Genomic DNA, 23,731 nt, shown 5'->3' with positions numbered 1-23,731 from the left:
CGGTCGGGTTACGACTGTGTCAAGATCCAGGCGGCAGGGTGGGCTGAACCCGAGCGCCCTGCTTAGGCTGAAACCATGGTGACCCCTGATCCTGCCCCTGCGACGTCGAACATCACTGTGCGGCGGGGCGATCCGCTCGTCGTCGTGAAGGACGTGCAGAAGCACTACGGTGACTTCCAGGCGCTCACCGATGTCAACCTGACCGTCAACCGCGGCGAGGTGGTCGTCGTCATCGGACCATCCGGATCGGGCAAGTCGACTCTCTGTCGCACGATCAACCGCCTCGAAACGATCACGAGCGGCTCGATCTCGATCGACGGTACGGAGCTTCCGAAGGAGGGGAAGGGGTTGGCCGCCCTCCGCGCCGACGTCGGTATGGTTTTCCAGTCGTTCAATCTGTTCTCCCACCTGACGATCCTCGACAACGTCACGATCGGTCCGATCAAAGTGAAGGGCCTCAAGCGCGCCGATGCGGAGGCGCGGGCGCAGGCGCTGCTGGAGCGGGTCGGCGTGGCCGCGCAGGCGTCGAAGCTGCCGGCTCAGCTGTCGGGCGGTCAGCAACAGCGGGTGGCGATCGCGCGCGCTCTCGCGATGCAGCCGAAGGTGATGCTCTTCGACGAGCCGACCAGCGCGCTGGACCCCGAAATGATCAACGAGGTTCTCGACGTCATGGTCGGACTCGCTCAAGAGGGCATGACGATGATCGTCGTCACCCACGAGATGGGCTTCGCTCGCAAAGCGGCCGACCGCGTCGTCTTCATGGCCGACGGCCACATCGTCGAGGAGGCTGCTCCCGATGAGTTCTTCACCCATCCGCGCAGCGATCGCGCGCGAGACTTCCTCTCCAAGCTGATCACACACTGAACCCCTACCCGGAACGTACGAACGAAGGAGACACAGCATGCGCAAGAGGACACTGATCGCCGGCCTCGGGATCACCGCGGTTGCCGCTTTGGCGCTGACCGGCTGCAACAGCGGCACACCCAGTGCCACGCCGGACGCGAGCGAGGGGGGGGCGGCGGATGTCTGGTTCACCGTCGCCGACCCGAAGCCCGCCGTCGAGGGAAGCGACACGGTCGCCGCCATCACCGAACGCGGCACGGTCAAGGTCGGCGTGAAAGAGGACCAGCCGAACCTCGGCTACCTCGACCCGACCACGGGGGAGCGCAGCGGCTTCGACATCGATGTCGCACGCTGGGTGGCGGCCTCTCTCGGCTATGACGAGGCCGACATCGATTTCCAGGTGATCGACTCCGCCAACCGTGAGCAGGCGATCATCAACGGCGACATCGACTACTATGTCGGCACGTATTCGATCACCGACAAGCGCAAGGAGCAGATCTCCTTCGCCGGTCCCTACTTCGTGACCGGTCAGGGACTCCTCGTCGCCGCCGACGATGACACGATCACCGGGGTGGACGCGCTCACGGCCGACAGCATCGTCTGCTCGGTGACCGGGTCGACGTCGATCGAGCGGATCAAGACCGAGACCCCGGCGGGGACAGTCGAGCTCAGCAAGTACTCCGAGTGCGTCGAGCAGCTCAAGAACGGCCAGGTGGACGCCGTCACGACCGACCAGGCGATCCTCATCGGCTATGCGGCGCAGGACCCCGACAACCTCAAGGTGGTCGGTGACCCGTTCAGCGAGGAGCGATACGGCATCGGTGTGCAGAAGGGTGACACTGCCTTCGTCGAGTTCATCAACACGACGCTGACCGATGGCCCTGACATCTGGACGGCGATCTTCGACAAGAACCTCGGCCCGGCCGGCGTCACCGGTACCCAGCCGGCCGTCGACGCGGCAGAGTGAGTCGCGCGAGGCGCGGCACCCCCTCCGGTGCCGCGCCTCGCGTTCTTTCGCAGCGCAGCCCCGCCGCGACCCCGCACCCGGACCCCCTGGCGAGCAGCATGAAAGGAGCCTGATGAATCAGATCTTCGACTACCCCGATCTGTGGCGCGATGCGCTCGTGGGCACCCTCGTGCTGTTCTCCGGCGGCGGGATCATCGCGATCGTCGTAGGTCTGCTCGTCGGCGCGATGCGTGTCTCGCCGGTGCCGGTTGCGCGAGCGGTCGGGGCCGTCTATGTCAACTGGATTCGCAACACCCCGCTGACGCTCGTCCTCTTCTTCTTCGCATTCGCCGTGCCGCTCTTGGTCCCCCTGCCGCGCAACAGCTTTCTTCTGCTGGCGATCATCGGTCTGGGGCTGTACACCGCGACCTACGTCGCCGAGACGATCCGCTCGGGCATCAACACCGTGCCCGTCGGGCAGGCCGAGGCAGCACGAGCCCTCGGTATGGGTTTCGGGCAGGTGATGGGACTGATCGTGCTGCCCCAGGCCGCACGGTCGGTCATCCCGCCGATGATGAGCGTGTTCATCGCCCTCTTGAAGAATACGACCGTCGCATCGGGATTCTCGGTCGTCAACCTCGGCAACGTCCGCGCCAACATGAGCGAGCAGGGTGAGAATCAGATGGTCGCCATACTCATCGTCATGGCGGTCTTCGTCGTCATGGTGCTCGTGCTGGCGAGTTTGCAGCGCTATCTCGAAAACCGATGGCGGGTGGCGCGATGACCTCTGTGCTCTACGATGTTCCCGGCCCCCGCGCGAAGGCGCGCAATGCCATTCTCGGCGTCGTGACCGTCGTGCTTCTGCTCGCTGCTCTCGGATTCGTGCTCTGGCGTTTCGCGGCGAGCGGTCAGTTCAGTGCAGAGAAGTGGAGCTTGTTCACCTACACCCGCGTGTGGCAGATGATCGGGCAGGCGACACTGGCGACGCTGGCGGCATTCGCCGCTGCCGCGGTGGGCGCGATCATCCTGGGGTTCGCGCTGGCGATCGGCCGGCTCTCCGACCATCGCTGGGTGCGCGGGCCGATCAGCGCCATCGTCGAGTTCCTGCGGGCGGTCCCCGTGCTGGTTTTCATGCTGCTGCTGTACTACGGCCTCCCCGTGATCGGCATCAAGATGCCCTCGTACTGGGCAGTCGTGATCGCGCTGATCGCCTACAACGGTTCGGTGCTCTCAGAGGTCATCCGCGCGGGCGTCGAGTCGCTGCCGCGCGGCCAGCAGGAGGCCGGGTATGCGATCGGTCTGCGCAAGGCCGGAGTGATGCGCCTGATCCTCCTGCCGCAGGCGATCCGCTCGATGATGCCGGTCATCATCGCGCAACTGGTGGTGACGCTGAAGGACACCGCGCTCGGCTTCATCATCACGTACCCCGAATTGCTCTACACGGCCAAGCTCCTCGGCTCGAATGCGGTGTACGGATCCCCGTTGATCCCCTCCGCCCTCATTGCCGGAACAATCTATGTCGCCATGTGTCTCGCGCTCAGCTATTCCGCCTATGTCCTCGAGAAGCGGTTGCGCAGTTCGCCGAGGGTCGCCGCGGATCCGCTCCACCACCCGGTCGGTGATGTGACCGACACGGAAATCATCGCTGCGCAGACGCATACAGGCGGGGGCCGTCGATAGGTCGCGGAGGAGCCGGTACGTCGCCGGTAGACTCGTTTTTTGTGTCTGACGCACTTGAGATCACCCCGGACGCCGTCGAGGCCGCCGTCACGGCGGCGCTCGCGGCCATCACCGTCGCTGCCTCTACGGGCGAGGTGAAAGTGGTCCGCGCGGCCCACGCCGGCGACGCGTCGGCCCTCGCGCAGCTCAATGCACGTCTGCGCGACGTGCCCAGCGATCGCAAGGCGGAGCTCGGCAAGCTCGTCGGGCAGGCCCGGTCCCGCGTTTCCCTGGCGCTCGCCGCCCGCGAGACCGAGCTCGCGGAGGCTGAGACGGCCGCGAGGTTCGAGGCCGAGCGCATCGACATGACTGCGCTGCCGCAACGGGCACGGGTGGGGGCGCGGCATCCGCTCACGCTGCTGCAGGACCAGGTCGGCGACATCTTCGTCGGAATGGGCTGGGAGATCGCGGAGGGGCCCGAGCTCGAGCATGAGTGGTACAACTTCGACGCACTGAACCTCGATGCCGACCACCCCGCGCGGCAGATGCAGGACACGTTCTACGTCGACCCCGTCGAGGCGCATCTGCTCCTGCGCACACAGACGAGCCCGGTGCAGATGCGGTCGATGCTGACACGCGACCTGCCGATCTATATCGTTTCGCCGGGACGCGTCTATCGCACCGATGAGTTCGACGCGACTCATCTGCCCGTCTTCAGCCAGTTCGAGGGGCTCGTGATCGACAAGGGCATCACGATGGCGCACTTGCGCGGCACGCTCGACCACGTCGCTCGCGCCCTGTTCGGCGCAGAGGCGAAGACGCGCCTGCGGGCGAACTACTTCCCGTTCACGGAGCCCTCGGCAGAGCTCGACCTCTGGCATCCGACCTTCACCGGCGGTGCGCGCTGGATCGAGTGGGGCGGATGCGGCATGGTCAATCCCAATGTGCTCCGGGCGGCGGGTATCGACCCCGATGAGTACTCTGGTTTCGCCTTCGGGATGGGGATCGAGCGGACGCTGATGTTCCGCTCGGACGTGAAAGACATGCGCGACATGGCCGAGGGCGATGTGCGCTTCAGCGAGCAGTTCGGAATGGTGGTCTGATGCGCGTCCCCCTGTCTTGGCTGCGGGAGTATGTTGACGTCTCGGCCGATGCCACAGCGGACGACGTTCTGGCTTCGCTCGTTTCGGTCGGCTTCGAAGAAGAAGATGTTCACGGGTTCGAGCTGACCGGCCCGATCGTCGTCGGCCAGGTCGTCTCGTTCGAGTCCGAATCCCAGACCAACGGCAAGACGATCCGGTGGTGCCAGGTCGATGTCGGCGCATCCGAGGGACCAGGGACCGCGCATGACATCCGCGGGATCGTCTGCGGCGCCGGCAACTTCTTCGTGGGCGACAAGGTCGTCGTGACACTTCCCGGAGCAGTCCTGCCGGGGCCGTTCGCGATTGCCGCCCGCAAGACCTACGGGCATGTCTCCGACGGCATGATGGCCTCCGCCCGCGAACTGGGTCTCGGCGACGGGCACGACGGCATCCTGCGGCTCGTCGAGCTCGGCCTCGACCCGGAGGTCGGCGCCGACGCGATCTCGCTGCTCGGCCTCGACGACGTCGCCGTCGAGATCAATGTCACCCCCGACCGCGGCTACGCGCTTTCGCTGCGCGGCGTCGCCCGCGAGTACGCCCACGCGACAGGGGCGACTTTCCGCGATCCGGGAGAGCGTGCGTTCGAGGACCTCGCGCAGCCGACGAGCGGCGTCGACGTCGCCGTCGAGGACGACGCCCCGATTCGCGGTCGCGTCGGGGCGAGCGAGTTCGTCGTGCGCGTCGTACGCGGAGTGGATCCGACCAAGCCGACCCCGCCGTGGATGATCGCGCGGTTGCAGCTGGCCGGTATCCGGTCGCTCGGCGTGCTGATCGACATCACGAACTACGTCATGCTCGAGCTCGGCAATCCGATCCACGGATACGACCTGGATCATCTGCACGGCGGCATCACCGTTCGTCGTGCCCGTCCTGGGGAGCATCTGACGACGCTTGACGGCAAGGACCGCACGCTGTCGACGGAAGATCTTCTGATCACCGACGAATCCGGCCCGATCGGGCTGGCCGGGGTGATGGGCGGCGCGACGACCGAGATGACCGATGCGACCCGGAATGTGCTGATCGAGGCGGCCGTCTTCGACACCGTCACCATCGCGCGCAGCGCCCGTCGGCACAAGCTGCCGTCCGAGGCCTCCAAGCGATTCGAGCGCGGGGTCGATCCGCTCATTCCGTTCGTGGCTGCCCGCCGCGTCGCCGACCTCATGGTCGCCTACGCCGGCGGAACGTTGAGCGACGAAGGCGGAGCACTCTTCGCCGAAGTGTTCCTCGAGCCGGTCCACCTTCCGCGAAGCTTCACCGCGGGCCTCATCGGTGTCGATTACACGGACGCCGAGGTGATCGCGGCGCTCGAGACCATCGGTGCCGATGTGGCGGAGACCGGCGAGTCGCTGACGGTGATCCCGCCGTCCTGGCGCCCGGATCTCACCGACAAGTGGACGCTGGCTGAGGAGGTCGCGCGCATCACCGGGTACGACCGGATCCCCTCCGTCTTGCCGATTCCCCCCTCGGGCCGGGGCTTCACACGCCCGCAGGCAGGGCGCCGTCGGGTCGCGAACGCACTGGCCGCGGCCGGTTTTGTCGAGACCCCGTCGTTCGGGTTCACGACCGAAGCCCAGAACGACCTGCACGGCTCACCCTCGGGTGAGCACGTGCCGTCGATCGCCCTCGCGAATCCGCTCGACGGGCAGGCGCCCTTCCTGCGGCGATCGCTCATCCCGGGACTCCTGCAGGTCGCGCACCGCAACCAGTCGCGCGGACTCACAGACCTCGCACTGTTCGAAACGGGCATCGTCTTCCACCCCGAAGCCGGCGTCGCGTACGGCACCGAAACCGTACCCCCTGCGGCGGCGCGGCCGGATGCCGCGACACTCGCTGCGCTCGACGCGGCGATCCCGCCGCAGCCGCGCCACGTCGCCGTGCTCCTGACCGGTCATCGGATCGCGAAGCAGCCGGGTCAGACGGCTGAATCGTTCGATGTGGCCGATGCGCTCGATGCCGCCCGCACGATCGCGGCCGCGGCGGGGGTGGAGATCACGGTCGTGCAGGCATCTCGCGCGGCTCTTCACCCGGGTCGCACCGGCGTGCTGCGTGTCGGCGACACCGACGTCGGCTATGTCGGCGAGCTCCTCCCGGCGGTGTCTGCCGGTGCCGACCTGCCGGGTCGTGTCGTCGTCGCCGAGATGGATCTCGATCTCGTCCTGGACCTCGCACGTGAGAGGGTCGTCGCGGCGACGCTGTCCGGGTATCCCGCGGCGACGCAGGACGTGTCGCTTGTGGTGGATGCCGCCCTCCCCGCGGCGGCCGTCCGCGCCGCGCTCGTCGACGGGGCCGGTCCGCTGCTGGAGCATGCGCGCCTGGTCGACGACTACCGCGGGTCGGGAGTGGCGGACGGGAAGAAGAGTCTGACATTCGCCCTGCGGTTCCGCGCGGCTGACCGTACGCTGACCGCAGCGGAGGCCTCGGAGGCCAAGCTCTCAGGTGTCGCCGTCGCCGCCGAGCGGCTCGGCGCCGCGATCCGCGAATAGCCGTGCAGGCGCCCGGCTGAAGCCCGGTGTTCCCGGTCGGGTCGAGACGTGGGGCTTCCCGCTTCGGGCTTTATGCAGACCACACGTCACCAGACAATAGGGTGGGACAATGACCTATTCGGTCGCCGTTTCCGGCGCTTCCGGCTACGCAGGGGGAGAGATCCTGCGGTTGCTGGGCGCGCACCCCGACGTGGAGGTCCGCACCGTCACGGCGCACTCCAACGCCGGGCAGCCTCTGATCGAGCATCAGCCGCACCTGCGCTCGCTCACGCACCTCACCCTCCAGGACACGACTCCCGAGGTGCTTGCCGGTCACGATATCGTCTTCCTCGCATTGCCCCATGGACAGTCCGGGCAGTACACGCAGGTGCTGGCCGACGTGCCACTCGTCATCGACGCGGGCGCCGATCACCGCCTCACCTCCTGGGATGCCTGGAATGCCTTCTACGGCGGCGACTTCCACGAGCCGTGGGCGTACGGCGTCCCCGAGCTGCCCGTTCGTGGCGCCAAGCAGCGCACGCACCTCGTCGGTGCGACACGCATTGCCGCGCCGGGTTGCAATGCATCGACAGTCGCGCTCTCGCTCGCACCGGGGGTCGCGGCCGGGGTCATCGACCCGGGCGACATCGTCACGGTTCTCGCAGTCGGTGCCTCCGGCGCGGGCAAGAGCCCGAAAGCGGATCTTCTCGCGAGCGAGATCCTCGGGTCGGCCAACCCTTACGCCGTGGGCGGCACCCATCGGCACATTCCTGAGATCCGGCAGGCTCTGGCTGCGGCCGGGGTCTGGCCTGGAGAGGACATACGGATCTCCTTCACTCCGGTCCTCGTGCCGATGAGCCGTGGGATCCTCGCGACATCGACCGCGCCGATCCTCGGCGACGTGTCCGATGCCCGGATCCGCGCCGCGTGGGAAGACGCCTACGGCGACGAGATCTTCGTGCAGCTGCTGCCGGAGGGGCACTTCCCCCGCACGGCCGACGTACTCGGGGCCAACACGGCGCTCATGGGCCTGGCGGTCGATCGGGCGGCGCACCGGGTCGTCGTCGTGACAGCGGTCGACAACCTCGTCAAAGGCACTGCGGGTGCCGCCATCCAGTCGATGAACATCGCATTGGGCCTCCCCGAGGGCCGCGGACTGAGCGTGAACGGAGTGGCACCGTGAGCGTGACCGCGGCACGGGGGTTCGAGGCGGCCGGCGTCGCCGTCGGCCTCAAGTCGACCGGAAAGAAGGATGTCGCCGTCGTGGTCAACCGCGGACCGCGCAAGGCTGCGGCGGCCGTCTTCACGAGCAATCGCGCCCAGGCGAACCCGATCATCTGGTCGCGGCAGGCGATCGCGGATGGTGTCGCCGAGGCCGTCGTGCTCAACTCCGGAGGGGCGAACTGCTTCACCGGGTCGTTCGGTTTCCAGACCACCCATCAGACGGCCGAACGAGCGGCGAGTCTCCTGGCGGTGAGTTCGGGTGACATCCTCGTGTGTTCGACCGGGTTGATCGGCACCGGCGACGAGCTCTTCCGCGCGAAGGTGCTCGACGGTGTCGAGCAGGCCATCGCGGCGCTTTCGCCGAGTGGCGGCGATGCGGCCAGCGAGGCGATCATGACGACGGACTCGAGGCCGAAGCGCGCCGTCCGCGCGCAGGATGGCTGGACGGTCGGGGGCATGGCCAAGGGAGCCGGCATGCTGGCGCCGGGACTCGCGACGATGCTTGTGGTGATCACCACTGATGCCGATCTCACCTCTCTCGAACTCGACAGCGCCCTGCGGAGGGCGACCCGGGTGAGCTTCGACCGGCTCGACTCGGACGGATGCATGTCGACCAACGATCAGGTGACCCTCCTCGCCAGCGGCGCCTCGGGCATCCGCCCGGAACCTTTCTCCTTCACATCCGCGCTGACGGAGGTCTGCCGCGACCTGGCGGAGCAGCTCCAGAGCGATGCGGAGGGCGCCAGTCACGACATCGCGATCGAGGTGGTCGGTGCAGCGTCTGAAACCGACGCTGTCGAGGTCGGCCGCTCCGTCGCCCGCAACAACCTGTTCAAAGCCGCGATCTTCGGAAACGACCCGAATTGGGGGCGCGTGCTGGCCGCCATCGGCACGACGACCGCTGCCTTCGATCCGTACGACGTGGACGTCTCCTTCAACGGCGTGCGCGTCTGCACCGCCGGCGGGCCCGACCGCCCACGCGAGGACGTCGACCTCACAGCGCGCGCGACCCGCATCCTCATCGACCTGAAGTCGGGCGCGGATGCCGCCACGATCCTGACGAACGACCTCACACACGAGTACGTCCACGAGAACAGCGCGTATTCCTCATGACCGACTTTCAGCAGACCACTCCCGAACAAGCGGCGGCGAAGGCCGGCGTTCTCATCGAGTCGCTTCCGTGGCTGCAGCGTTTCCGCGAGCAGATCGTCGTCATCAAGTACGGCGGAAACGCGATGGTCTCGGAGGACCTGCAGGAGTCGTTCGCTCAGGACGTCGCCTACCTGCGATTCGTCGGGGTCAAACCCGTCGTCGTTCACGGCGGAGGTCCGCAGATCTCGCGGATGCTGGATCGTCTGTCCATCCCCAGCGAGTTCAAGGGCGGATACCGCGTGACCAGCACCGAGGCCATCGGCGTCGTCCGGATGGTGCTCACCGGGGAGGTGAATCCGCAGCTCGTCGCTCGGATCAACGCGTTCGGCCCGATCGCGACCGGCGTCTCGGGTGAGGATGCCGGGCTCTTCGGCGGACGTCGCCGCGGCGTGGTCCTGGACGGCGCCGAGCACGATCTGGGATACGTCGGCGATGTCGTCGAGGTCGACCCGCAGCCGGTTCTCGACCAGCTGGCGGCCGGGCGCATTCCGGTCGTCTCATCCATCGCGCCCGACCTCGACAATCCGGGCCATTCGCTCAACGTCAACGCCGACGCCGCGGCCGCTTCGCTGGCGATCGCTCTTCACGCGACCAAACTCGTGATCTTGACCGATGTTCCCGGCCTCTATGCGGATTGGCCGAACCGCGACTCGCTCGTCTCGCATCTGACGGCGACGCAGCTGCGCGAAATGGTGCCGACCCTCGAGTCGGGGATGATCCCGAAGATGCAAGCGTGCCTGGACGCCGTCGACGGCGGGGTCGATACGGCCGCGATCATCGATGGGCGACAGGCGCACTCGGTGCTGGTGGAGATCTTCACAGAACACGGAATCGGAACTGAGGTGGTGGCCGGATGAGCGGGGAAACAGAGGCGACGAGCTGGCAGGAAGATGCGGCGCGCGATCTCGTGCGCAACGCGGGTGATCGGTTGGCGCTGTTCACGCGCGGCGAGGGCTCGCACCTGTGGGACGGAGAGGGCAAGCGCTATCTTGATTTTCTCGGCGGGATCGCCGTCACCTCGCTCGGACACGCGCATCCGGTGTTCGTAGAGGCGGTCAGTCGCCAGGCGGCGACACTGGCGCACGTCTCGAACTTCTTCGCGACGCCGCCGCAGCTGGCCCTCGCCTCTCAGCTGAAACGACTGGCCGGCACGGGTGAGTCCGGGCGTGTCTACTTCGGCAATTCCGGTGCTGAAGCCAACGAGGCTGCCTTCAAGCTCGCGCGGCTGCACGGCGGTCCGGAGCGTCCCCGCATCCTCGCGCTGCGCAACGCTTTCCATGGTCGCACGATGGGCACCCTCGCCCTCACGGGCAAGGACTACATGCAGGCCCCGTTCCTGCCGATGATCCCGGGTGTCGAGTTCATCGAATCGACGGTCGAGGCGCTTGACCAGGCGCTGGATGAGCGCGTCGCGGCGCTCTTCGTCGAACCCATCAAGGGCGAAGCGGGAGTGGTCGAGCTCCCCGAGGGCTACCTCGTCGCCGCGCGCGAGCTCACCGCCCGCCACGGTGCCTTGCTCATCCTGGACGAGATTCAGACCGGTGCAGGGCGGACTGGGGCCTGGTTCGCGTTCCAGCGCGACGGCATCACGCCCGATGCGATCACGGTCGCGAAGGGCATCGGCGGCGGGTTCCCGATCGGCGCGCTGATCACGTTCGGAGCGGCGAGCGAGCTGTTCTCGCCCGGCACCCACGGGTCGACGTTCGGGGGCAACGCGCTCGCGACGGCCGTCGCCTCGGCCGTGCTCGGCGAGATCGAGCGCGCCGGTCTGCTCGACAACGCCGCCGCTCGCGGTGAACAGCTGCGCACCGCGATCGGGGCGATCGGTTCGCCGCTCGTGACCGGATGCCGCGGACGAGGGCTCCTCATCGGCATCGCGCTGGCCCATCCGGTGGCGGGGGCCGTCGTCGCAGCGGCGCAGCAGAACGGCCTGATCGTGAATGCCGCGAATGACTCGACCATCCGCATCGCTCCCGCGCTGACGATCGGCGATGCCGAGATCGACGAGTTCATCACTCTGTTCACGCAGACGCTGCACACCGTGATCGCTGACACGCCCGCATCCACGACGCCCACGGAGGTGCCCGCATGACCCGTCACCTGCTGCGCGACGACGACCTGACCCCAGCCGAGCAGGCCGAGATCCTCGACCTGGCGCTTGCGCTGAAGAAGGACCGCTGGAAGCTGACACCGCTGGAGGGTCCGCAGACCGTCGCCGTCATCTTCGACAAGTCTTCGACCCGCACACGCGTGTCGTTCGCGGTCGGCATCGCGGATCTCGGCGGATCGCCCCTGATCATCTCCACCGCGAACAGTCAGCTCGGCGGCAAGGAGACACCCTCGGACACGGCCCGCGTCCTCGAACGCCAGGTGGCGGCAATCGTCTGGCGCACCTATGCGCAGTCGGGGCTCGAGGAGATGGCCCGCGGCACCCGCGTGCCCGTCATCAACGCGCTGAGCGATGACTTCCACCCCTGTCAGCTGCTGGCGGACCTGCTCACGATCCGGGAGCATAAGGGAGAGCTCGCCGGACTCACGTTGACATTCTTCGGGGACGGACGATCCAATATGGGTCACTCGTATCTGCTTGCCGGGGTGACCGCCGGGATGCACGTGCGGGTCGCCTCGCCCGAATCCTTCTCGCCACGCTCGGACGTCGTGGCCGATGCACAGCGGATCGCGGCGCGGACGGGCGGGTCGGTCACGCTGTCCACCGAACCTCTCGAAGTGGCCGCCGGTTCCGACGTCGTCGTCACCGATACCTGGGTGTCGATGGGCAAGGAGGAGGAGAAGGCTTCGCGCCTTCGCGACCTCGGTCCGTACAAAGTGACGGCCGAGACCATGGCGCGTGCCGATCCGGAGGCCATCTTCATCCACTGCCTCCCCGCAGACCGGGGCTACGAAGTGGATGCCGCCGTCATCGACGGGCCGCAGAGCGTTGTCTGGGACGAGGCCGAGAACCGTCTGCACGCGCAGAAGGCCCTCCTGGTGTGGCTGCTGCGCCAGCAGTGACGACGCCGTGAGGGACGGCGCGCGTGGGCGGGCATTTCTCGATGGGCCTTCCCGGCTGCAGGGAATCGATCTGGCGCGTGCGCTCGCGGTGCTCGGTATGTTCGCGGCGCACCTGATCGCTCTGCCTCAGCCCGAACTGCGTGAGCCGCTGACCTGGATCGGACTGGCGGGTGGGCGATCCTCCATCCTCTTCGCCACGCTGGCGGGCGCCTCGCTCGCCCTGATCACAGGAGGGCCGGCACCGATCACCGGGCCCGCACGCGCGACGGCGCGGCTGCGCATCCTGGTCCGCGCGGCGCTGCTGTGGATCCTCGGCATAGCCCTCATCCTGACGGGGGTTCCGGTATACGTGATCCTCCCCGCATACGCGCTGCTCTTCGCACTCGCCTTGCCGCTGCTGGGCCTCCGCGCCAGGACGCTGTGGGTGCTGACAGGGGTGGGTGCGCTCATCCTGCCGTGGCTGCAACCGGTCTGGAACGCGCTGCCGCTCTGGCAGGGGACCAGCGGCGGAGACCTCGCTCTCCTGCTCGGCTGGCACTACCCGTTCACTCTGTGGATCGTCTTTCTGATCGCGGGCCTCGCGATCGGCCGGTCGCCACTCCGGGCGCTCCGCACCCAGGTGTGGCTGCTCATCGGGGGCATGCTCGCTGTCGGCCTTTCGGTGACGGGGGGTGCTCTCGTCCCGGTGGATGAAGACGACACATATTTCGGGCTGGTGTGGACCGCCGTCGAGCACAGCGGAGGCCTCCTGGAGGTCATCGGTTCGGGTGGGGCAGCGGTCGCGACGATCGGCGCTTGCTTGCTTCTGTGCCGCACTCCGATCTCGGTCGCCCTGCTGCCGCTGCGCGCCGTCGGCGCGATGCCTCTGACGGCATACGTCGGCCAGCTCGTGGCCTGGGCGGCTGCGGCCGCGTTGCTGCTGGGCGACGTCGGAGATCTGGCGGGCTTCCGTGCGCTCGCACCGTTCTGGCCCTTCGTGACGGTGACAGTCGTCGTCTGCACGACCTGGGCGCTGCTCGTGGGGCGCGGGCCGCTCGAGCAGCTGGTCGCCGCGTGCGCGCGGCGGTTGGTGCGGGCGCCGCGGATAGGCTAGGCGCGTGACCTCCTCGACAGCCCACGGCACGAACGACGGTGCCCTTTGGGGGGCGCGTTTCGCGTCCGGACCTTCACCCGAGCTGGCGGCGCTGAGCCGCTCGACCCACTTCGACTGGGTGCTCGCGCCGTACGATCTGGCGGGCTCCCAAGCCCATGCCGCCGCGCTCGCCGCCGCAGGGTACCTCACCGCCGACGAGGAGTCGCGCATGCACGCGGGCATCACCACGCTCGCCGCCGCCGTGCGGGACGGCACTCTCGTCGCCGGGCCCGGAGACGAGGACGTCCACGGCGCGCTCGAGGCCGCGCTGATCGCGGAGGTCGGGGCCGAACTGGGCGGAAAGCTGCGGGCGGGCCGCAGCCGCAACGACCAGATCGCAACGCTCGTCCGGCTGTACCTGATCGACCACGCCGCGGTGATCGCGCGCGACGTCCTGCGTGTCGTCGATGCACTCGTCGCGCAGGCCGAAGCGCACTCCGGCGCGATCATGCCGGGTCGCACCCATCTGCAGCACGCACAGCCGGTACTGCTGGCCCACCACCTGCAAGCCCACGCTTGGCCGCTCGTGCGTGACCTGGAGCGTCTGCGGGACTGGTCCGTGCGGGCATCCGTCTCGCCCTACGGTGGGGGAGCGCTCGCGGGATCGACCCTGGGTCTGGATCCCCAGCTCGTCGCCGACGAACTGGGGCTTGCCCGACCTGCCGAGAACTCGATCGACGGCACGGCGGCGCGCGATGTCGTGGCGGAGTTCGCCTTCGTCGCGGCGATGATCGGGATCGATCTCTCACGCTTCGCCGAGGAGATCATCCTCTGGAACACGCGCGAGTTCGGCTTCGTCACGCTCGACGATGGCTACTCGACCGGCTCGAGCATCATGCCCCAGAAGAAGAACCCTGATATCGCCGAGCTGGCGCGCGGCAAGGCGGGCCGCCTCATCGGCAACCTGAGCGGACTGCTGGCGACGCTCAAGGCCCTGCCGCTGGCGTACAACCGCGATCTGCAGGAGGACAAAGAGCCCGTCTTCGACTCGGTACAGACCCTCGAAGTCGTGCTTCCCGCTTTCGCGGGGATGGTGGCGACGCTGCAGTTCGACACGGATCGGATGGCCGCTCTCGCGCCGCAGGGCTTCTCGCTGGCGACCGACGTCGCCGAGTGGCTCGTCAAGCAGGGAGTCCCCTTCCGTGACGCGCACGAGATCTCCGGCGCGCTCGTCAAGGTCTGTGAGGAGCAGGGAATCGAACTCGGCGAGGCCACCGACGCGACACTGCAATCGGTGTCGAAGGAGTTGTCGCCCGCGGTCCGGGAGGTCCTCACGATCGAGGGCTCCGTGAGCAGCCGTGACGGAGTCGGCGGGACCGCGCCGGCCAGAGTCGCTGAGCAGCGCGCCGAACTGATCGCCCGTGCGCAAACCGTCGCTCACGCTCTCGGCCTGTAGCGGCTCAGCTTTCGATCCGAGCGGCCTCGCTCAGGACCCCGGAGACATCGTCGACCTGCTCGCGCGTGCGGGTGATGAGTTCGCTGAACGCCGATGCCGTCGCGCGCAGCTGTGCGGTCGGAGCGACGCGCTGCAGGTATCCGAGGGCGACGACCGCATCCTGATGGGCGCCCAGAGCATCCTGCAGGTCACGCCGCCGCGCGATCATCTCGTCCGCCGTGACACCCAGCACGGGTTCGGCGAGCTCGACCGCGTAGCGATGGCGTTTGGCCGCCTTGCGGGCATCATGCATGAGGCGGACGGCCGCATCCTCCCCGGCATTCGCTGCGGCGGACGCCCGTCGCAAGCGTGACCGCACGCGCGCGTCCGCCTTCTCGACCTCCGCCCGCGCCTTCTTCGCGGGGCGGGCGGCCCAGAGCCCGAACGGCGGATCGTCGCGCCATCGAGCGAGCTCGGTGAACAGCGCCATGCCCCGCGGGCCGTTGAGCGCGATGGACACGTCCTGCCACGCGGAGGCGCGATCGTGTTCGGTGCGGTCGCCGAGCGCACGCTGTACGGCCGACACCGCGCCCGCCGTCGATTCGGTGACCGTCGTGCGGTCGAGGTCGGCGAAGCGCTTGGCGAGCACCTGCAGATCGCGCACGACACCCAGCAGGGCACCGGCCCAGCGAAGCTCGTGCGCGAGGCGCGCGGCGTCGTCCTCGTCGTACACCGAACCGAAAGTGCTGAGCGTGGCGCGGAGTCGTCGGATGGCCACACGAACGGGATGGACCGCAGCTTCGTCGTGCGCCGTGAGCGCTGCGCGCGCGTCCAGGATGACGCCGCACTGTTCATCGACGTACGCCTGCACGAGGGTGCCCAGCGATGCAGTCACAGGTTCGACATCGGCCATGTCAGGCCTTGCCATCCTCAGGACTCCGGCGCGCGGGCTGATCTGCGGTGATGACCGGCATGTGGTTCTCCGTCTGGTGTATCCAGGTGTGCCTGCAGACTTCACTCTATTTCCACGGCGCCACCATGCCGAATCATGCGCCGGAGTCCGACCAGCGCGGACCGGGCCCGCTGATACCCTCGAACGCGTGTCTTCTCCCGCTCTGATCCCGAGCACCCCCGCGATCGATCCGACGTTCGACAACATCTGGGACGAATTGGTGTGGCGCGGCCTCGTCCATGTTTCGACCGACCGGGATTCACTGCGCGCGTTACTCGCCGGCCCGCCGATCACGTACTACTGCGGATTCGACCCGACTGCACCGAGCCTGCATCTGGGCAACCTGGTGCAGCTCCTCACGATGCGCCGCATCCAGCTCGCCGGTCACAAGCCGATCGGCCTCGTCGGGGGTTCGACCGGACTCGTCGGCGACCCGAGGCCGTCCGCGGAGCGCACTCTGAACACCAAAGAGACCGTTGCCGAATGGGTCGGATACCTGCGCTCGCAGATCGAGCGGTTCCTGAGCTTCGACGGCGAGAACGCCGCTCGCATCGTGAACAACCTCGACTGGACCGCTCCGCTCAGCGCGATCGACTTCCTCCGCGACATCGGAAAGCACTACCGTGTCGGCACGATGCTCAAGAAGGATGCCGTCAGCGCACGCCTGAGCTCTGAGGCGGGCATCAGCTACACCGAGTTCAGCTACCAGATCCTGCAGGGCCTCGACTACCGCGAGCTCTTCCTGCAGTACGGCTGCGTGCTGCAGACGGGAGGCAGCGACCAGTGGGGGAACCTCACGAGCGGTGTGGACCTGATCCACCGCGCCGAGGGCAAGAGCGTGCACGCGATCGGCACGCCGCTCATCACGAACAGTGACGGCCGCAAGTTCGGCAAGAGCGAGGGCAACGCGATCTGGCTCGATGCGAAGCTGACGAGCCCCTACGCCATGTACCAGTTCTGGCTCAACACCGATGATGCCGACGTGGCCGATCGTCTCAAGGTGTTCACATTTCTCACGCGTGCCGAGATCGAAGAGGTCGTGGCGGCGCACAACGCCGAGCCGTTCCACCGCATCGGACAGAAGCGGGTCGCGCTCGAGGTGACGAGTCTCGTGCATGGGGGGGATGCCGCCGCCGCCGCGATCGCGGCATCCGACGCGCTCTTCGGTGGTGGTGATCTGACAGCGCTCGATCCGGACGTATTGCGTGCGGCGCTGACCGAGTTGCCGCACGCAGAGATCCCAGCGGGAACCTCCGTCGTGCAGGCGCTTGTCGACACGGGCCTCGTCGCCTCGCTCTCGGAGGCCCGGCGCGCGATCGCTCAGGGGGGGGTCAGCCTCGACGGTGTCAAGGTCGCCGACGAGGGGGCAGCCGTCACCGGCACGCTGCCGGGCGGAGTGTCGGTGCTGCGCCGGGGCAAGAAGACCCTCGCGGGGCTGTTCCTCTCGCAGGCTCCCTGAGCTCTGCTCGAGCGGTCTGTGGCTTCTGATTCGGCACGCTCCGTGCGCAGCCTGCGCCTGAGCTCGTCGTCGTTCGCCGGCGGACAGAGTGAGAATGGCGACCACCAGGATGCCGCGGTAATGTGAACGTACACATCAAGGTGAGGCGCGTGAACGAGACCCCTGGCGAAGATCGTTCGCGCATGGCGAGCATCCGTGATGTCGCCCGCGTCGCCGAGGTCTCGTACCAGACCGTGTCCCGCGTGCTGAACGGCCACCCCAGCATCCGTCCCGCCACGAAGCAGCGCGTTCTCGACGCGATGGAGGCGTTGCGCTACCGGCCCAACCAGGCGGCTCGTGCGCTCGTGACGAGCAGGTCGAGCACCCTCGGAGTGATCCTCGGGTCTCGCGGCGAGTACGGCCCGACATCGAGCCTCGCCGCGCTCGAGGATTCCGCCCGTGAGCAAGGCTACTGGGTCAACTCTGCATACCTGCGCGATACGCAGCCCGAGACCATCCGGGCCGCTGTCGAGCATCTCCGTCGACAGTCGGTCGAGGGGATCATCGTGCACGCCCCGCAAGTGCGGGTCTTCGACGTCCTCGCCGAGCTGGATGTCGACATCCCTTACCTCGGATTGCACTCGGCCGAGCGGGGGATCGCCGAACTCGCCGATGACCAGGTGCTCGGCGGCAGGCTCGCCACCGAGCACCTCATCGGACTCGGGCACGTCGAGATCGTGCACGTCGCCGGTCCGCAAGACTGGATCGAAGCGGAGAGCCGGATGCGCGGCTATCTGCAGGCTCTGCTGGATGCCGATCAGCCCACTCGTGCACCGATCCTCGGCGACTGGACAGCGGACTTCGGGTATCGAGCGGCACTGGAACTGTCTCATCGGCTCGATTTCACCGCGGTGTTCGCCGCCAACGACGCCATGGCGATCGGGCTGATGCACGGATTCCGCGATGAGGGCATCGACGTTCCGCACCGCGTCAGCGTCGTGGGGTTCGACGATATCCCGCTCGCGGCGCACAGCTGTCCCCCGCTGTCGACGGTCCACCAGCAGTTCGCGAGCCTCGGACGCCGAGCCGTCACTGAGCTGCTGCGGATGATCCGCACGGACGTCGTCGCGCCGGTCGCCTCGTCGATCGAGCCGACCCTGGTGGTCCGGGAGTCGACGGCGCAGGCGCCCCATCGCGGAATATGACGCTTTCGTAACGGCACCAGGGCTGAATTGACACGAGGGTGGGAAGGGTGCACGATGATGGAGAAATGTGAACGGTCACATTGGCTCGGTCCGCAACGAGCGCGGACCGGACGACGAGGAGGTCGCGGCGCATGACCGATGCAGTCCCGATTCTGGAGATGCGCTCCATCACCAAGGAGTTTCCCGGAGTCAAAGCCCTGTCCAGCGTGTCGATCACCGTGGGCGCGGGCGAGATCCATGCGATCTGCGGCGAGAACGGTGCCGGCAAGTCCACGTTGATGAAGGTGCTCTCCGGGGTCCATCCCTACGGCACCTACTCGGGTGAGATCTGGTTCCGCGGTCGCATCGTGGAGTTCAGGGACATACGCGCCAGCGAGCAGGCCGGCATCGCGATCATCCACCAGGAACTCGCGCTCATCCCGGAGCTTTCCATCACCGAGAACATCTTCCTCGGCAACGAGATTCAGCGTGGTGGGATCATCGACTGGTCGGCCGCACGCGGCCGAGCCGTGGAGCTTCTCGCTCGGGTCGGTCTCGGTGATGACCCCGATACGCAGATCAAGAACCTGGGTGTCGGCAAGCAGCAACTCGTCGAGATCGCAAAGGCGCTCGCCAAGGATGTCAAGCTCCTCATCCTCGACGAGCCGACAGCGGCGCTGAACGAGGACGACTCCCAGCACCTGCTCGATCTCATTCTCGGCCTCAAGGGCAAGGGCATCACGTCGATCATCATCAGCCACAAGCTCAACGAAATCGAGCAGATCGCCGACGCGATCACGATCATCCGCGATGGGCGCACGATCGAAACGCTCGACGTGCACGCCGGTGGCGTGGATGAGGATCGCATCATTCGCGGGATGGTCGGTCGCTCCCTCGAGAGCCGTTACCCCGACCGCACTCCGCGCATCGGCGATGTGTTCTTCGAGGTGCGGAACTGGACCGTTCGTCACCCGCAGATCGGCGAGCGGCTCGTGTGCAAGGGATCCAACCTCTACGTTCGCCGGGGCGAGATCGTCGGACTCGCCGGGCTCATGGGCGCGGGACGCACGGAGCTGGCGATGAGCCTCTTCGGGCGCTCGTACGGCGTCTATGAGTCGGGCCAGGTGCTCATCGACGGCAGCGAAGTCGTGCTGAGGGACGTCCAGTCCGCCATCGACCACGGTCTGGCCTACGTGAGCGAGGACCGGAAGGTCCTCGGCCTCAACATGCTGGACACGATCAAGCGGTCGGTCGTCTCGGCCAAGCTGGGCAAGATCGCGCGACGGGGGGTCATCGATCCGTACGCCGAGAGTGGCATCGCGGAGGATTATCGCAAGCGGTTGCGGATCAAGACACCCAGCGTCGATGTCGGCGTCGCCAAACTGTCCGGCGGAAACCAGCAGAAGGTCGTCCTCGCGAAGTGGATGTTCACCGATCCAGACCTGCTGATCCTTGACGAACCGACTCGCGGCATCGACGTCGGTGCCAAGTACGAGATCTACACGATCATCCAGCAGCTGGCCGCGCAGGGGAAGGGCGTCATCCTCATCTCGAGCGAGCTTCCCGAGCTCTTGGGCATCTCGGACCGCATCTACACGATCTTCGAGGGGCAGATCACCGATGACCTTCCCGTCGCCGAAGCAACACCCGAGAATCTCATGCGCAGCATGACCTCCGCACGACAGAAGGCAGGGCGATGAGCACGGAAGCGGCTTCCACGAAGGGCGAAGGCGGCTTCGCAGACCTGAAGAAGGTGTTCGGCGCAGGCACCTCGTCGCTGCGACAGTTCGGCATCCTCGCTTCTCTGATCGTGATCATCCTGGTCTTCCAGATCTGGACGGGCGGCACGACGCTTTCATCGCAGAACCTCATCAACGTCGTGAGCCAGCAGTCGTACATCCTGATCCTTGCGATCGGCATGGTGATGGTCATCATCCTCGGTCATATCGATCTGTCGGTCGGGTCGGTCGCGGCCTTCGTGGGCATCATCGTCGCGAAGTCGATGAGCGAGTGGAATGTCCCGTGGCCGTTCGCGATTGCGATCGGCCTGGTCGTGGGGGTCCTGGTCGGCGCGTGGCAGGGATTCTGGGTCGCCTACGTCGGTGTGCCGGCCTTCATCGTCACGCTCGCCGGCATGCTGATCTTCCGTGGTGCGAACCAGGCGATCGGTCAGTCGACGACGACTCCCGTGCCGCCGGAGTTCAGCTTCATCGGCTCCGGATACCTGCCCGAGCTGCCCATCGCCGTGAACTTCAACGTGCTGACGATGCTTCTGGGCCTCATCGGCGTCGGCTGGATCGTCTACAACGAGTGGCGCCTGCGCCGCCAGCAGGAGCGGATCGCTGCGCAATCCGCTCCGCTGTGGGTGTCGGTCATCAAGGTCGTCGCGCTCTCCGGCGCCATCCTCTGGGCAGCCTGGCTGTTCTCGACGGGCCGTCCCGGAACCAGCTTCCCGATCTCCGGTGTGATCCTGCTCGTGCTCGTGGTCGTCTACTCCTTCCTCACCAACAGCACTGTCTTCGGACGTCACATCTACGCCGTCGGCGGCAACCGCATGGCCGCAGCGCTGTCAGGGGTGAAGGATCGACGCGTCGACTTCTTCGTGATGATGAACATGTCTGTGCTCGCTGCGGTGGCCGGCATGATCTATGTCGGCCGGGCGACGGCTTCCGGGCCGCAGGACGGCAACGGCTGGGAGCTGGACGCGATCGCCGCCGTCTTCATCGGGGGCGCGGCCGTCTCGGGCGGGATCGGCACGGTGGTCGGTTCGATCATCGGCGGTCTCGTCATGGCGTTCCTCAACAACGGACTGCAGCTGGTCGGCGCGGGAGCGGACACCGTATCGATCACCAAGGGTCTCGTGCTTCTGCTCGCCGTCGCGGTTGACGTGATCAGCAAGCGTCGCGGTGGTCCATCGATCATCGGTCTGCTCACGCGTCGCCACGACCGGAACGCGGAGTTCTCCACCAGTGTCCCCGCTGTCAGTCCGACGTCGGGAACGAACGAGCCGAGCCGGCCGGCAGATCTACCCAAGGGCTAGTCCGGGGCAAGCTCGCCTCACCCCTCACAAGAGAAAGTGACGAATCAATGAAGAAGATCGCTCTCGCGGCGGCCGCACTGGCCACCGTCACGGCGCTGGCGCTCACCGGTTGCTCCGGCGCGCGCACCGACGCGACCAGCGGCGACACGGGTGCCGCCGGGTTCCCGGCGGACGCCACGATCGGCGTTGCGCTTCCGGACAAGACCTCAGAGAACTGGGTCCTGGCCGGTGACCTGTTCACGTCGGGGCTGACGGAGGCCGGGTTCAAGTCTGACGTGCAGTACGCGCCGGCGACGAACACGGTCGCCGAGCAACAGAACCAGATCTCCGCCATGGTGACCAACGGTGCGAAGGTCATCGTGATCGGCGCGAAGGACGGCAAGCAGCTGGGTACTCAGCTGCAGCAGGCCGCGGATGCCGGCGTCAAGATCATCGCCTACGACCGACTGATCGAGAACACGCCGAATGTCGACTTCTACGTCGCGTTCGACAACTTCAAGGTGGGCGAGCTTCAGGGACAGGCCCTTCTCGACGGTCTCGAGGCGCGCTCCGGTCACGCCGCGCCGTGGAACATCGAGCTCTTCTCCGGCTCGCCCGACGACGCCAACGCCGCCGTGTTCTTCGACGGCGCCATGAAAGTGCTGCAGCCGAAGATCGATGATGGAACGCTCGTCGTGGTGTCGGGTCAGACCGATGTCGCACAGACGGCGACACAGGGCTGGAAGGCGGAGAACGCACAGAGCCGCATGGACGCGCTCATGGTCGCCAACTACGCGTCGGCCCCGATCGACGGCGTCCTCTCACCGAACGACACGCTGGCGCGCGCCATCATCACCTCGGTGAAGCAGGCGGGGACAGACGTCACGAAGTTCACCGTCACCGGCCAGGACTCCGAGGCGGAGTCGGTCAAGTCGATCATGGATGGAGAGCAGTACTCGACGATCAACAAGGACACCACGCTTCTGGTGGCGCAGACGATCGACATGATCATTTCCCTGCAGAAGGGTGAGGAGCCCGAGGTCAACGACACTGAGCAATACGACAACGGCGTGAAGGTTGTTCCGGCCTTCCTGCTGCCGCCCGTCATCGTCACGCGGGAGAATGCGGCCGAGGCATATGCCAACAACCCGAAGCTCCTCGAGATCGTGAAGGCCGCGCAGTAACCGGCCTCCAGTCTTGACGCATGGCCTCCTCCCCGGGGGAGGCCATGCGTCATCGCTGTCCGTGTGGACTATCGCCACTCCGCGGCGTCGCCGCCCCAGGCGCTCAGGTGAAGCACGATGACCCCGGGGTGGGTGTGTGCGGGTGCCGCGGGGGATCATCCGAGCCGCCCCCAGAGCCGCGGGGTGATAGCCCAGCGCGACGATCTCGACATGGCGCACCAGCCGCGCGAGCGTCTCTGCCGCACACCGGCATCCACTGCGGGGTCCGCCGGACGCACCGCGACGCAGAGCCCGCCGGACGCGCGCGACACGCCCGGGATGCGAGCCGGATTTGCCCGATCCGAAACGTCCGCGTAGCTTATTCATTGTTCGCCCCACAGGGAAGAGCGAAAGGCCGGAAGGCCTCGCCCCCTCAAGTGGAGAACCAGCTCATCCCAGGGATCTCCACTAGAGAGAACAGGGCCTTCGGGTCTAGGATGAGATCCCGCTCCTCGAAAGCTTCCGAAGAGTGCGGTCGGAGACGCTCGATGGGTCTCAGACAGCCGACTTGACAAGCACAATGAGCGGGATAAGATGGACAGGTTGTCTGACGGACCGGCTGGAACGCCGGACCAGGGACATCGAATCCAGCTTCGTGAGATGCGTTGTCATCATCGGTCGCCAGGCTCTCGAGTCGGAACGCGCCGATTGGACATCGGGATAGCGAAGTGTAAAATAGAGAAGTTGCCCTGCAGGGGACGCCGAAAGGCTGAACGGCAGGAGCATCCGATCCTTGAGAACTCAACAGCGTGCACTTGTCAAATGCCAAAAAACCTCGATTTCACTTCGGTGAAATGAGATTCCTTTGGATCAAAGTCCGGCACTTCGGTGTCGGCAACGGAAGTCAGTAATGACATCCCTTTGGTCAGTTCAAACTCGCAAAGTCGGGCCCATTCCGGTTCGACAATGCAACATTCTTTTACGGAGAGTTTGATCCTGGCTCAGGATGAACGCTGGCGGCGTGCTTA

At 66.8% G+C, this 23,731-nt stretch carries 19 protein-coding genes; 18 read left to right on the top strand and 1 reads right to left on the bottom strand.

What is annotated here, in order from left to right:
- Nucleotides 1–75: 75 nt before the first annotated feature.
- The 13 genes from QZV81_RS06675 (at nucleotide 76) to argH (ending at nucleotide 14,968) form a co-directional block, all read left to right on the top strand.
- On the top strand, nucleotides 76–864 hold the full coding sequence (locus QZV81_RS06675; RefSeq protein WP_292834653.1) for an amino acid ABC transporter ATP-binding protein: 789 nt from the start codon (nucleotides 76–78) through the stop codon (nucleotides 862–864).
- Nucleotides 865–901: 37 nt separating this feature from the next.
- Complete coding sequence (locus QZV81_RS06670) at nucleotides 902–1,810, top strand: glutamate ABC transporter substrate-binding protein (RefSeq protein WP_292834650.1); 909 nt, start codon at nucleotides 902–904, stop codon at nucleotides 1,808–1,810.
- Between the two features lie 112 nt (nucleotides 1,811–1,922).
- Nucleotides 1,923–2,573 (top strand): amino acid ABC transporter permease, encoded by a 651-nt coding sequence (locus QZV81_RS06665; protein WP_292834647.1) that lies wholly within the window; start codon nucleotides 1,923–1,925, stop codon nucleotides 2,571–2,573.
- Nucleotides 2,570–3,469 carry an amino acid ABC transporter permease gene (locus QZV81_RS06660; RefSeq protein WP_292834644.1) on the top strand — a complete coding sequence of 300 codons (900 nt, stop codon included), beginning with the start codon at nucleotides 2,570–2,572 and terminating at the stop codon, nucleotides 3,467–3,469. Before QZV81_RS06665 ends, QZV81_RS06660 begins: the two co-directional genes overlap by 4 nt.
- A gap of 41 nt (nucleotides 3,470–3,510) precedes the next feature.
- A complete protein-coding gene (gene pheS, locus QZV81_RS06655) occupies nucleotides 3,511–4,551 on the top strand; it encodes a phenylalanine--tRNA ligase subunit alpha (RefSeq protein ID WP_292834641.1) in 1,041 nt (346 codons plus the stop codon).
- Entirely contained in the window at nucleotides 4,551–7,073 is a 2,523-nt protein-coding gene (gene pheT, locus QZV81_RS06650) for a phenylalanine--tRNA ligase subunit beta (RefSeq protein WP_292834638.1), read from the top strand. Before pheS ends, pheT begins: the two co-directional genes overlap by 1 nt.
- Nucleotides 7,074–7,182: 109 nt before the next feature.
- Nucleotides 7,183–8,235 carry an N-acetyl-gamma-glutamyl-phosphate reductase gene (gene argC, locus QZV81_RS06645; protein ID WP_292834635.1) on the top strand — a complete coding sequence of 351 codons (1,053 nt, stop codon included), beginning with the start codon at nucleotides 7,183–7,185 and terminating at the stop codon, nucleotides 8,233–8,235.
- Nucleotides 8,232–9,389 (top strand): bifunctional glutamate N-acetyltransferase/amino-acid acetyltransferase ArgJ, encoded by a 1,158-nt coding sequence (gene argJ, locus QZV81_RS06640; protein WP_292834632.1) that lies wholly within the window; start codon nucleotides 8,232–8,234, stop codon nucleotides 9,387–9,389. The genes argC and argJ overlap by 4 nt, the downstream gene beginning before the upstream one ends.
- Nucleotides 9,386–10,285, top strand: a complete 900-nt coding sequence (gene argB, locus QZV81_RS06635; RefSeq protein ID WP_292834629.1) for an acetylglutamate kinase — start codon at nucleotides 9,386–9,388, stop codon at nucleotides 10,283–10,285. Before argJ ends, argB begins: the two co-directional genes overlap by 4 nt.
- The gene (locus QZV81_RS06630; RefSeq protein WP_292834626.1) at nucleotides 10,282–11,520 is read left to right on the top strand and encodes an acetylornithine transaminase; all 1,239 of its coding nucleotides are present in this window, start codon (nucleotides 10,282–10,284) and stop codon (nucleotides 11,518–11,520) included. The genes argB and QZV81_RS06630 overlap by 4 nt, the downstream gene beginning before the upstream one ends.
- A complete protein-coding gene (gene argF / locus QZV81_RS06625; protein ID WP_292834623.1) occupies nucleotides 11,517–12,440 on the top strand; it encodes an ornithine carbamoyltransferase in 924 nt (307 codons plus the stop codon). The genes QZV81_RS06630 and argF overlap by 4 nt, the downstream gene beginning before the upstream one ends.
- Before the next feature lie 7 nt (nucleotides 12,441–12,447).
- Nucleotides 12,448–13,533: an acyltransferase gene (locus QZV81_RS06620; RefSeq protein WP_292834620.1), complete on the top strand. Its 1,086-nt coding sequence runs from the start codon at nucleotides 12,448–12,450 to the stop codon at nucleotides 13,531–13,533.
- Nucleotides 13,534–13,537: 4 nt separating this feature from the next.
- Complete coding sequence (argH, locus tag QZV81_RS06615) at nucleotides 13,538–14,968, top strand: argininosuccinate lyase (RefSeq protein WP_292834617.1); 1,431 nt, start codon at nucleotides 13,538–13,540, stop codon at nucleotides 14,966–14,968.
- Between the two features lie 4 nt (nucleotides 14,969–14,972).
- On the opposite strand, the gene QZV81_RS06610 is transcribed toward argH, so the two are convergent.
- The gene (locus QZV81_RS06610; RefSeq protein ID WP_292834615.1) at nucleotides 14,973–15,860 is read right to left on the bottom strand and encodes a CHAD domain-containing protein; all 888 of its coding nucleotides are present in this window, start codon (nucleotides 15,858–15,860) and stop codon (nucleotides 14,973–14,975) included.
- 187 nt (nucleotides 15,861–16,047) lie between these two features.
- Between QZV81_RS06610 and tyrS the strand changes: the two genes are divergently transcribed.
- The 5 genes from tyrS to QZV81_RS06585 all read left to right on the top strand — a co-directional run bounded on the left by tyrS (nucleotide 16,048) and on the right by QZV81_RS06585 (nucleotide 22,724).
- Entirely contained in the window at nucleotides 16,048–17,358 is a 1,311-nt protein-coding gene (tyrS, locus tag QZV81_RS06605) for a tyrosine--tRNA ligase (RefSeq protein WP_292834613.1), read from the top strand.
- A gap of 182 nt (nucleotides 17,359–17,540) precedes the next feature.
- Nucleotides 17,541–18,542 carry a LacI family DNA-binding transcriptional regulator gene (locus tag QZV81_RS06600; protein ID WP_292834819.1) on the top strand — a complete coding sequence of 334 codons (1,002 nt, stop codon included), beginning with the start codon at nucleotides 17,541–17,543 and terminating at the stop codon, nucleotides 18,540–18,542.
- Nucleotides 18,543–18,673: 131 nt separating this feature from the next.
- Entirely contained in the window at nucleotides 18,674–20,221 is a 1,548-nt protein-coding gene (gene mmsA, locus QZV81_RS06595; RefSeq protein WP_292834611.1) for a multiple monosaccharide ABC transporter ATP-binding protein, read from the top strand.
- Nucleotides 20,218–21,561 carry a multiple monosaccharide ABC transporter permease gene (gene mmsB / locus QZV81_RS06590; protein ID WP_292834609.1) on the top strand — a complete coding sequence of 448 codons (1,344 nt, stop codon included), beginning with the start codon at nucleotides 20,218–20,220 and terminating at the stop codon, nucleotides 21,559–21,561. The genes mmsA and mmsB overlap by 4 nt, the downstream gene beginning before the upstream one ends.
- Nucleotides 21,562–21,608: 47 nt before the next feature.
- On the top strand, nucleotides 21,609–22,724 hold the full coding sequence (locus QZV81_RS06585) for a sugar-binding protein (RefSeq protein ID WP_292834606.1): 1,116 nt from the start codon (nucleotides 21,609–21,611) through the stop codon (nucleotides 22,722–22,724).
- The last annotated feature ends 1,007 nt before the right edge of the window (nucleotides 22,725–23,731 follow it).

Source organism: Microbacterium sp., from assembly GCF_011620665.1.
Classification (GTDB): domain Bacteria; phylum Actinomycetota; class Actinomycetes; order Actinomycetales; family Microbacteriaceae; genus Microbacterium.
Note: the sequence above shows the minus strand (reverse complement) of the source record. Positions and strands in the feature narration are given on the sequence as shown.

What these genes read in the sequence shown, in the direction of transcription:
- mmsB (WP_292834609.1), top strand. Translation starts at nt 20,218, where the DNA reads ATGAGCACGGAAGCGGCTTCCACGAAGGGCGAAGGCGGCTTCGCAGAC.
- QZV81_RS06630 (WP_292834626.1), top strand. Translation starts at nt 10,282, where the DNA reads ATGAGCGGGGAAACAGAGGCGACGAGCTGGCAGGAAGATGCGGCGCGC.
- QZV81_RS06675 (WP_292834653.1), top strand. Translation starts at nt 76, where the DNA reads ATGGTGACCCCTGATCCTGCCCCTGCGACGTCGAACATCACTGTGCGG.
- argB (WP_292834629.1), top strand. Translation starts at nt 9,386, where the DNA reads ATGACCGACTTTCAGCAGACCACTCCCGAACAAGCGGCGGCGAAGGCC.
- QZV81_RS06665 (WP_292834647.1), top strand. Translation starts at nt 1,923, where the DNA reads ATGAATCAGATCTTCGACTACCCCGATCTGTGGCGCGATGCGCTCGTG.
- QZV81_RS06585 (WP_292834606.1), top strand. Translation starts at nt 21,609, where the DNA reads ATGAAGAAGATCGCTCTCGCGGCGGCCGCACTGGCCACCGTCACGGCG.
- QZV81_RS06600 (WP_292834819.1), top strand. Translation starts at nt 17,541, where the DNA reads ATGGCGAGCATCCGTGATGTCGCCCGCGTCGCCGAGGTCTCGTACCAG.
- argF (WP_292834623.1), top strand. Translation starts at nt 11,517, where the DNA reads ATGACCCGTCACCTGCTGCGCGACGACGACCTGACCCCAGCCGAGCAG.
- mmsA (WP_292834611.1), top strand. Translation starts at nt 18,674, where the DNA reads ATGACCGATGCAGTCCCGATTCTGGAGATGCGCTCCATCACCAAGGAG.
- pheT (WP_292834638.1), top strand. Translation starts at nt 4,551, where the DNA reads ATGCGCGTCCCCCTGTCTTGGCTGCGGGAGTATGTTGACGTCTCGGCC.
- argC (WP_292834635.1), top strand. Translation starts at nt 7,183, where the DNA reads ATGACCTATTCGGTCGCCGTTTCCGGCGCTTCCGGCTACGCAGGGGGA.
- QZV81_RS06670 (WP_292834650.1), top strand. Translation starts at nt 902, where the DNA reads ATGCGCAAGAGGACACTGATCGCCGGCCTCGGGATCACCGCGGTTGCC.
- QZV81_RS06610 (WP_292834615.1), bottom strand. Translation starts at nt 15,860, where the DNA reads ATGGCCGATGTCGAACCTGTGACTGCATCGCTGGGCACCCTCGTGCAG.
- QZV81_RS06660 (WP_292834644.1), top strand. Translation starts at nt 2,570, where the DNA reads ATGACCTCTGTGCTCTACGATGTTCCCGGCCCCCGCGCGAAGGCGCGC.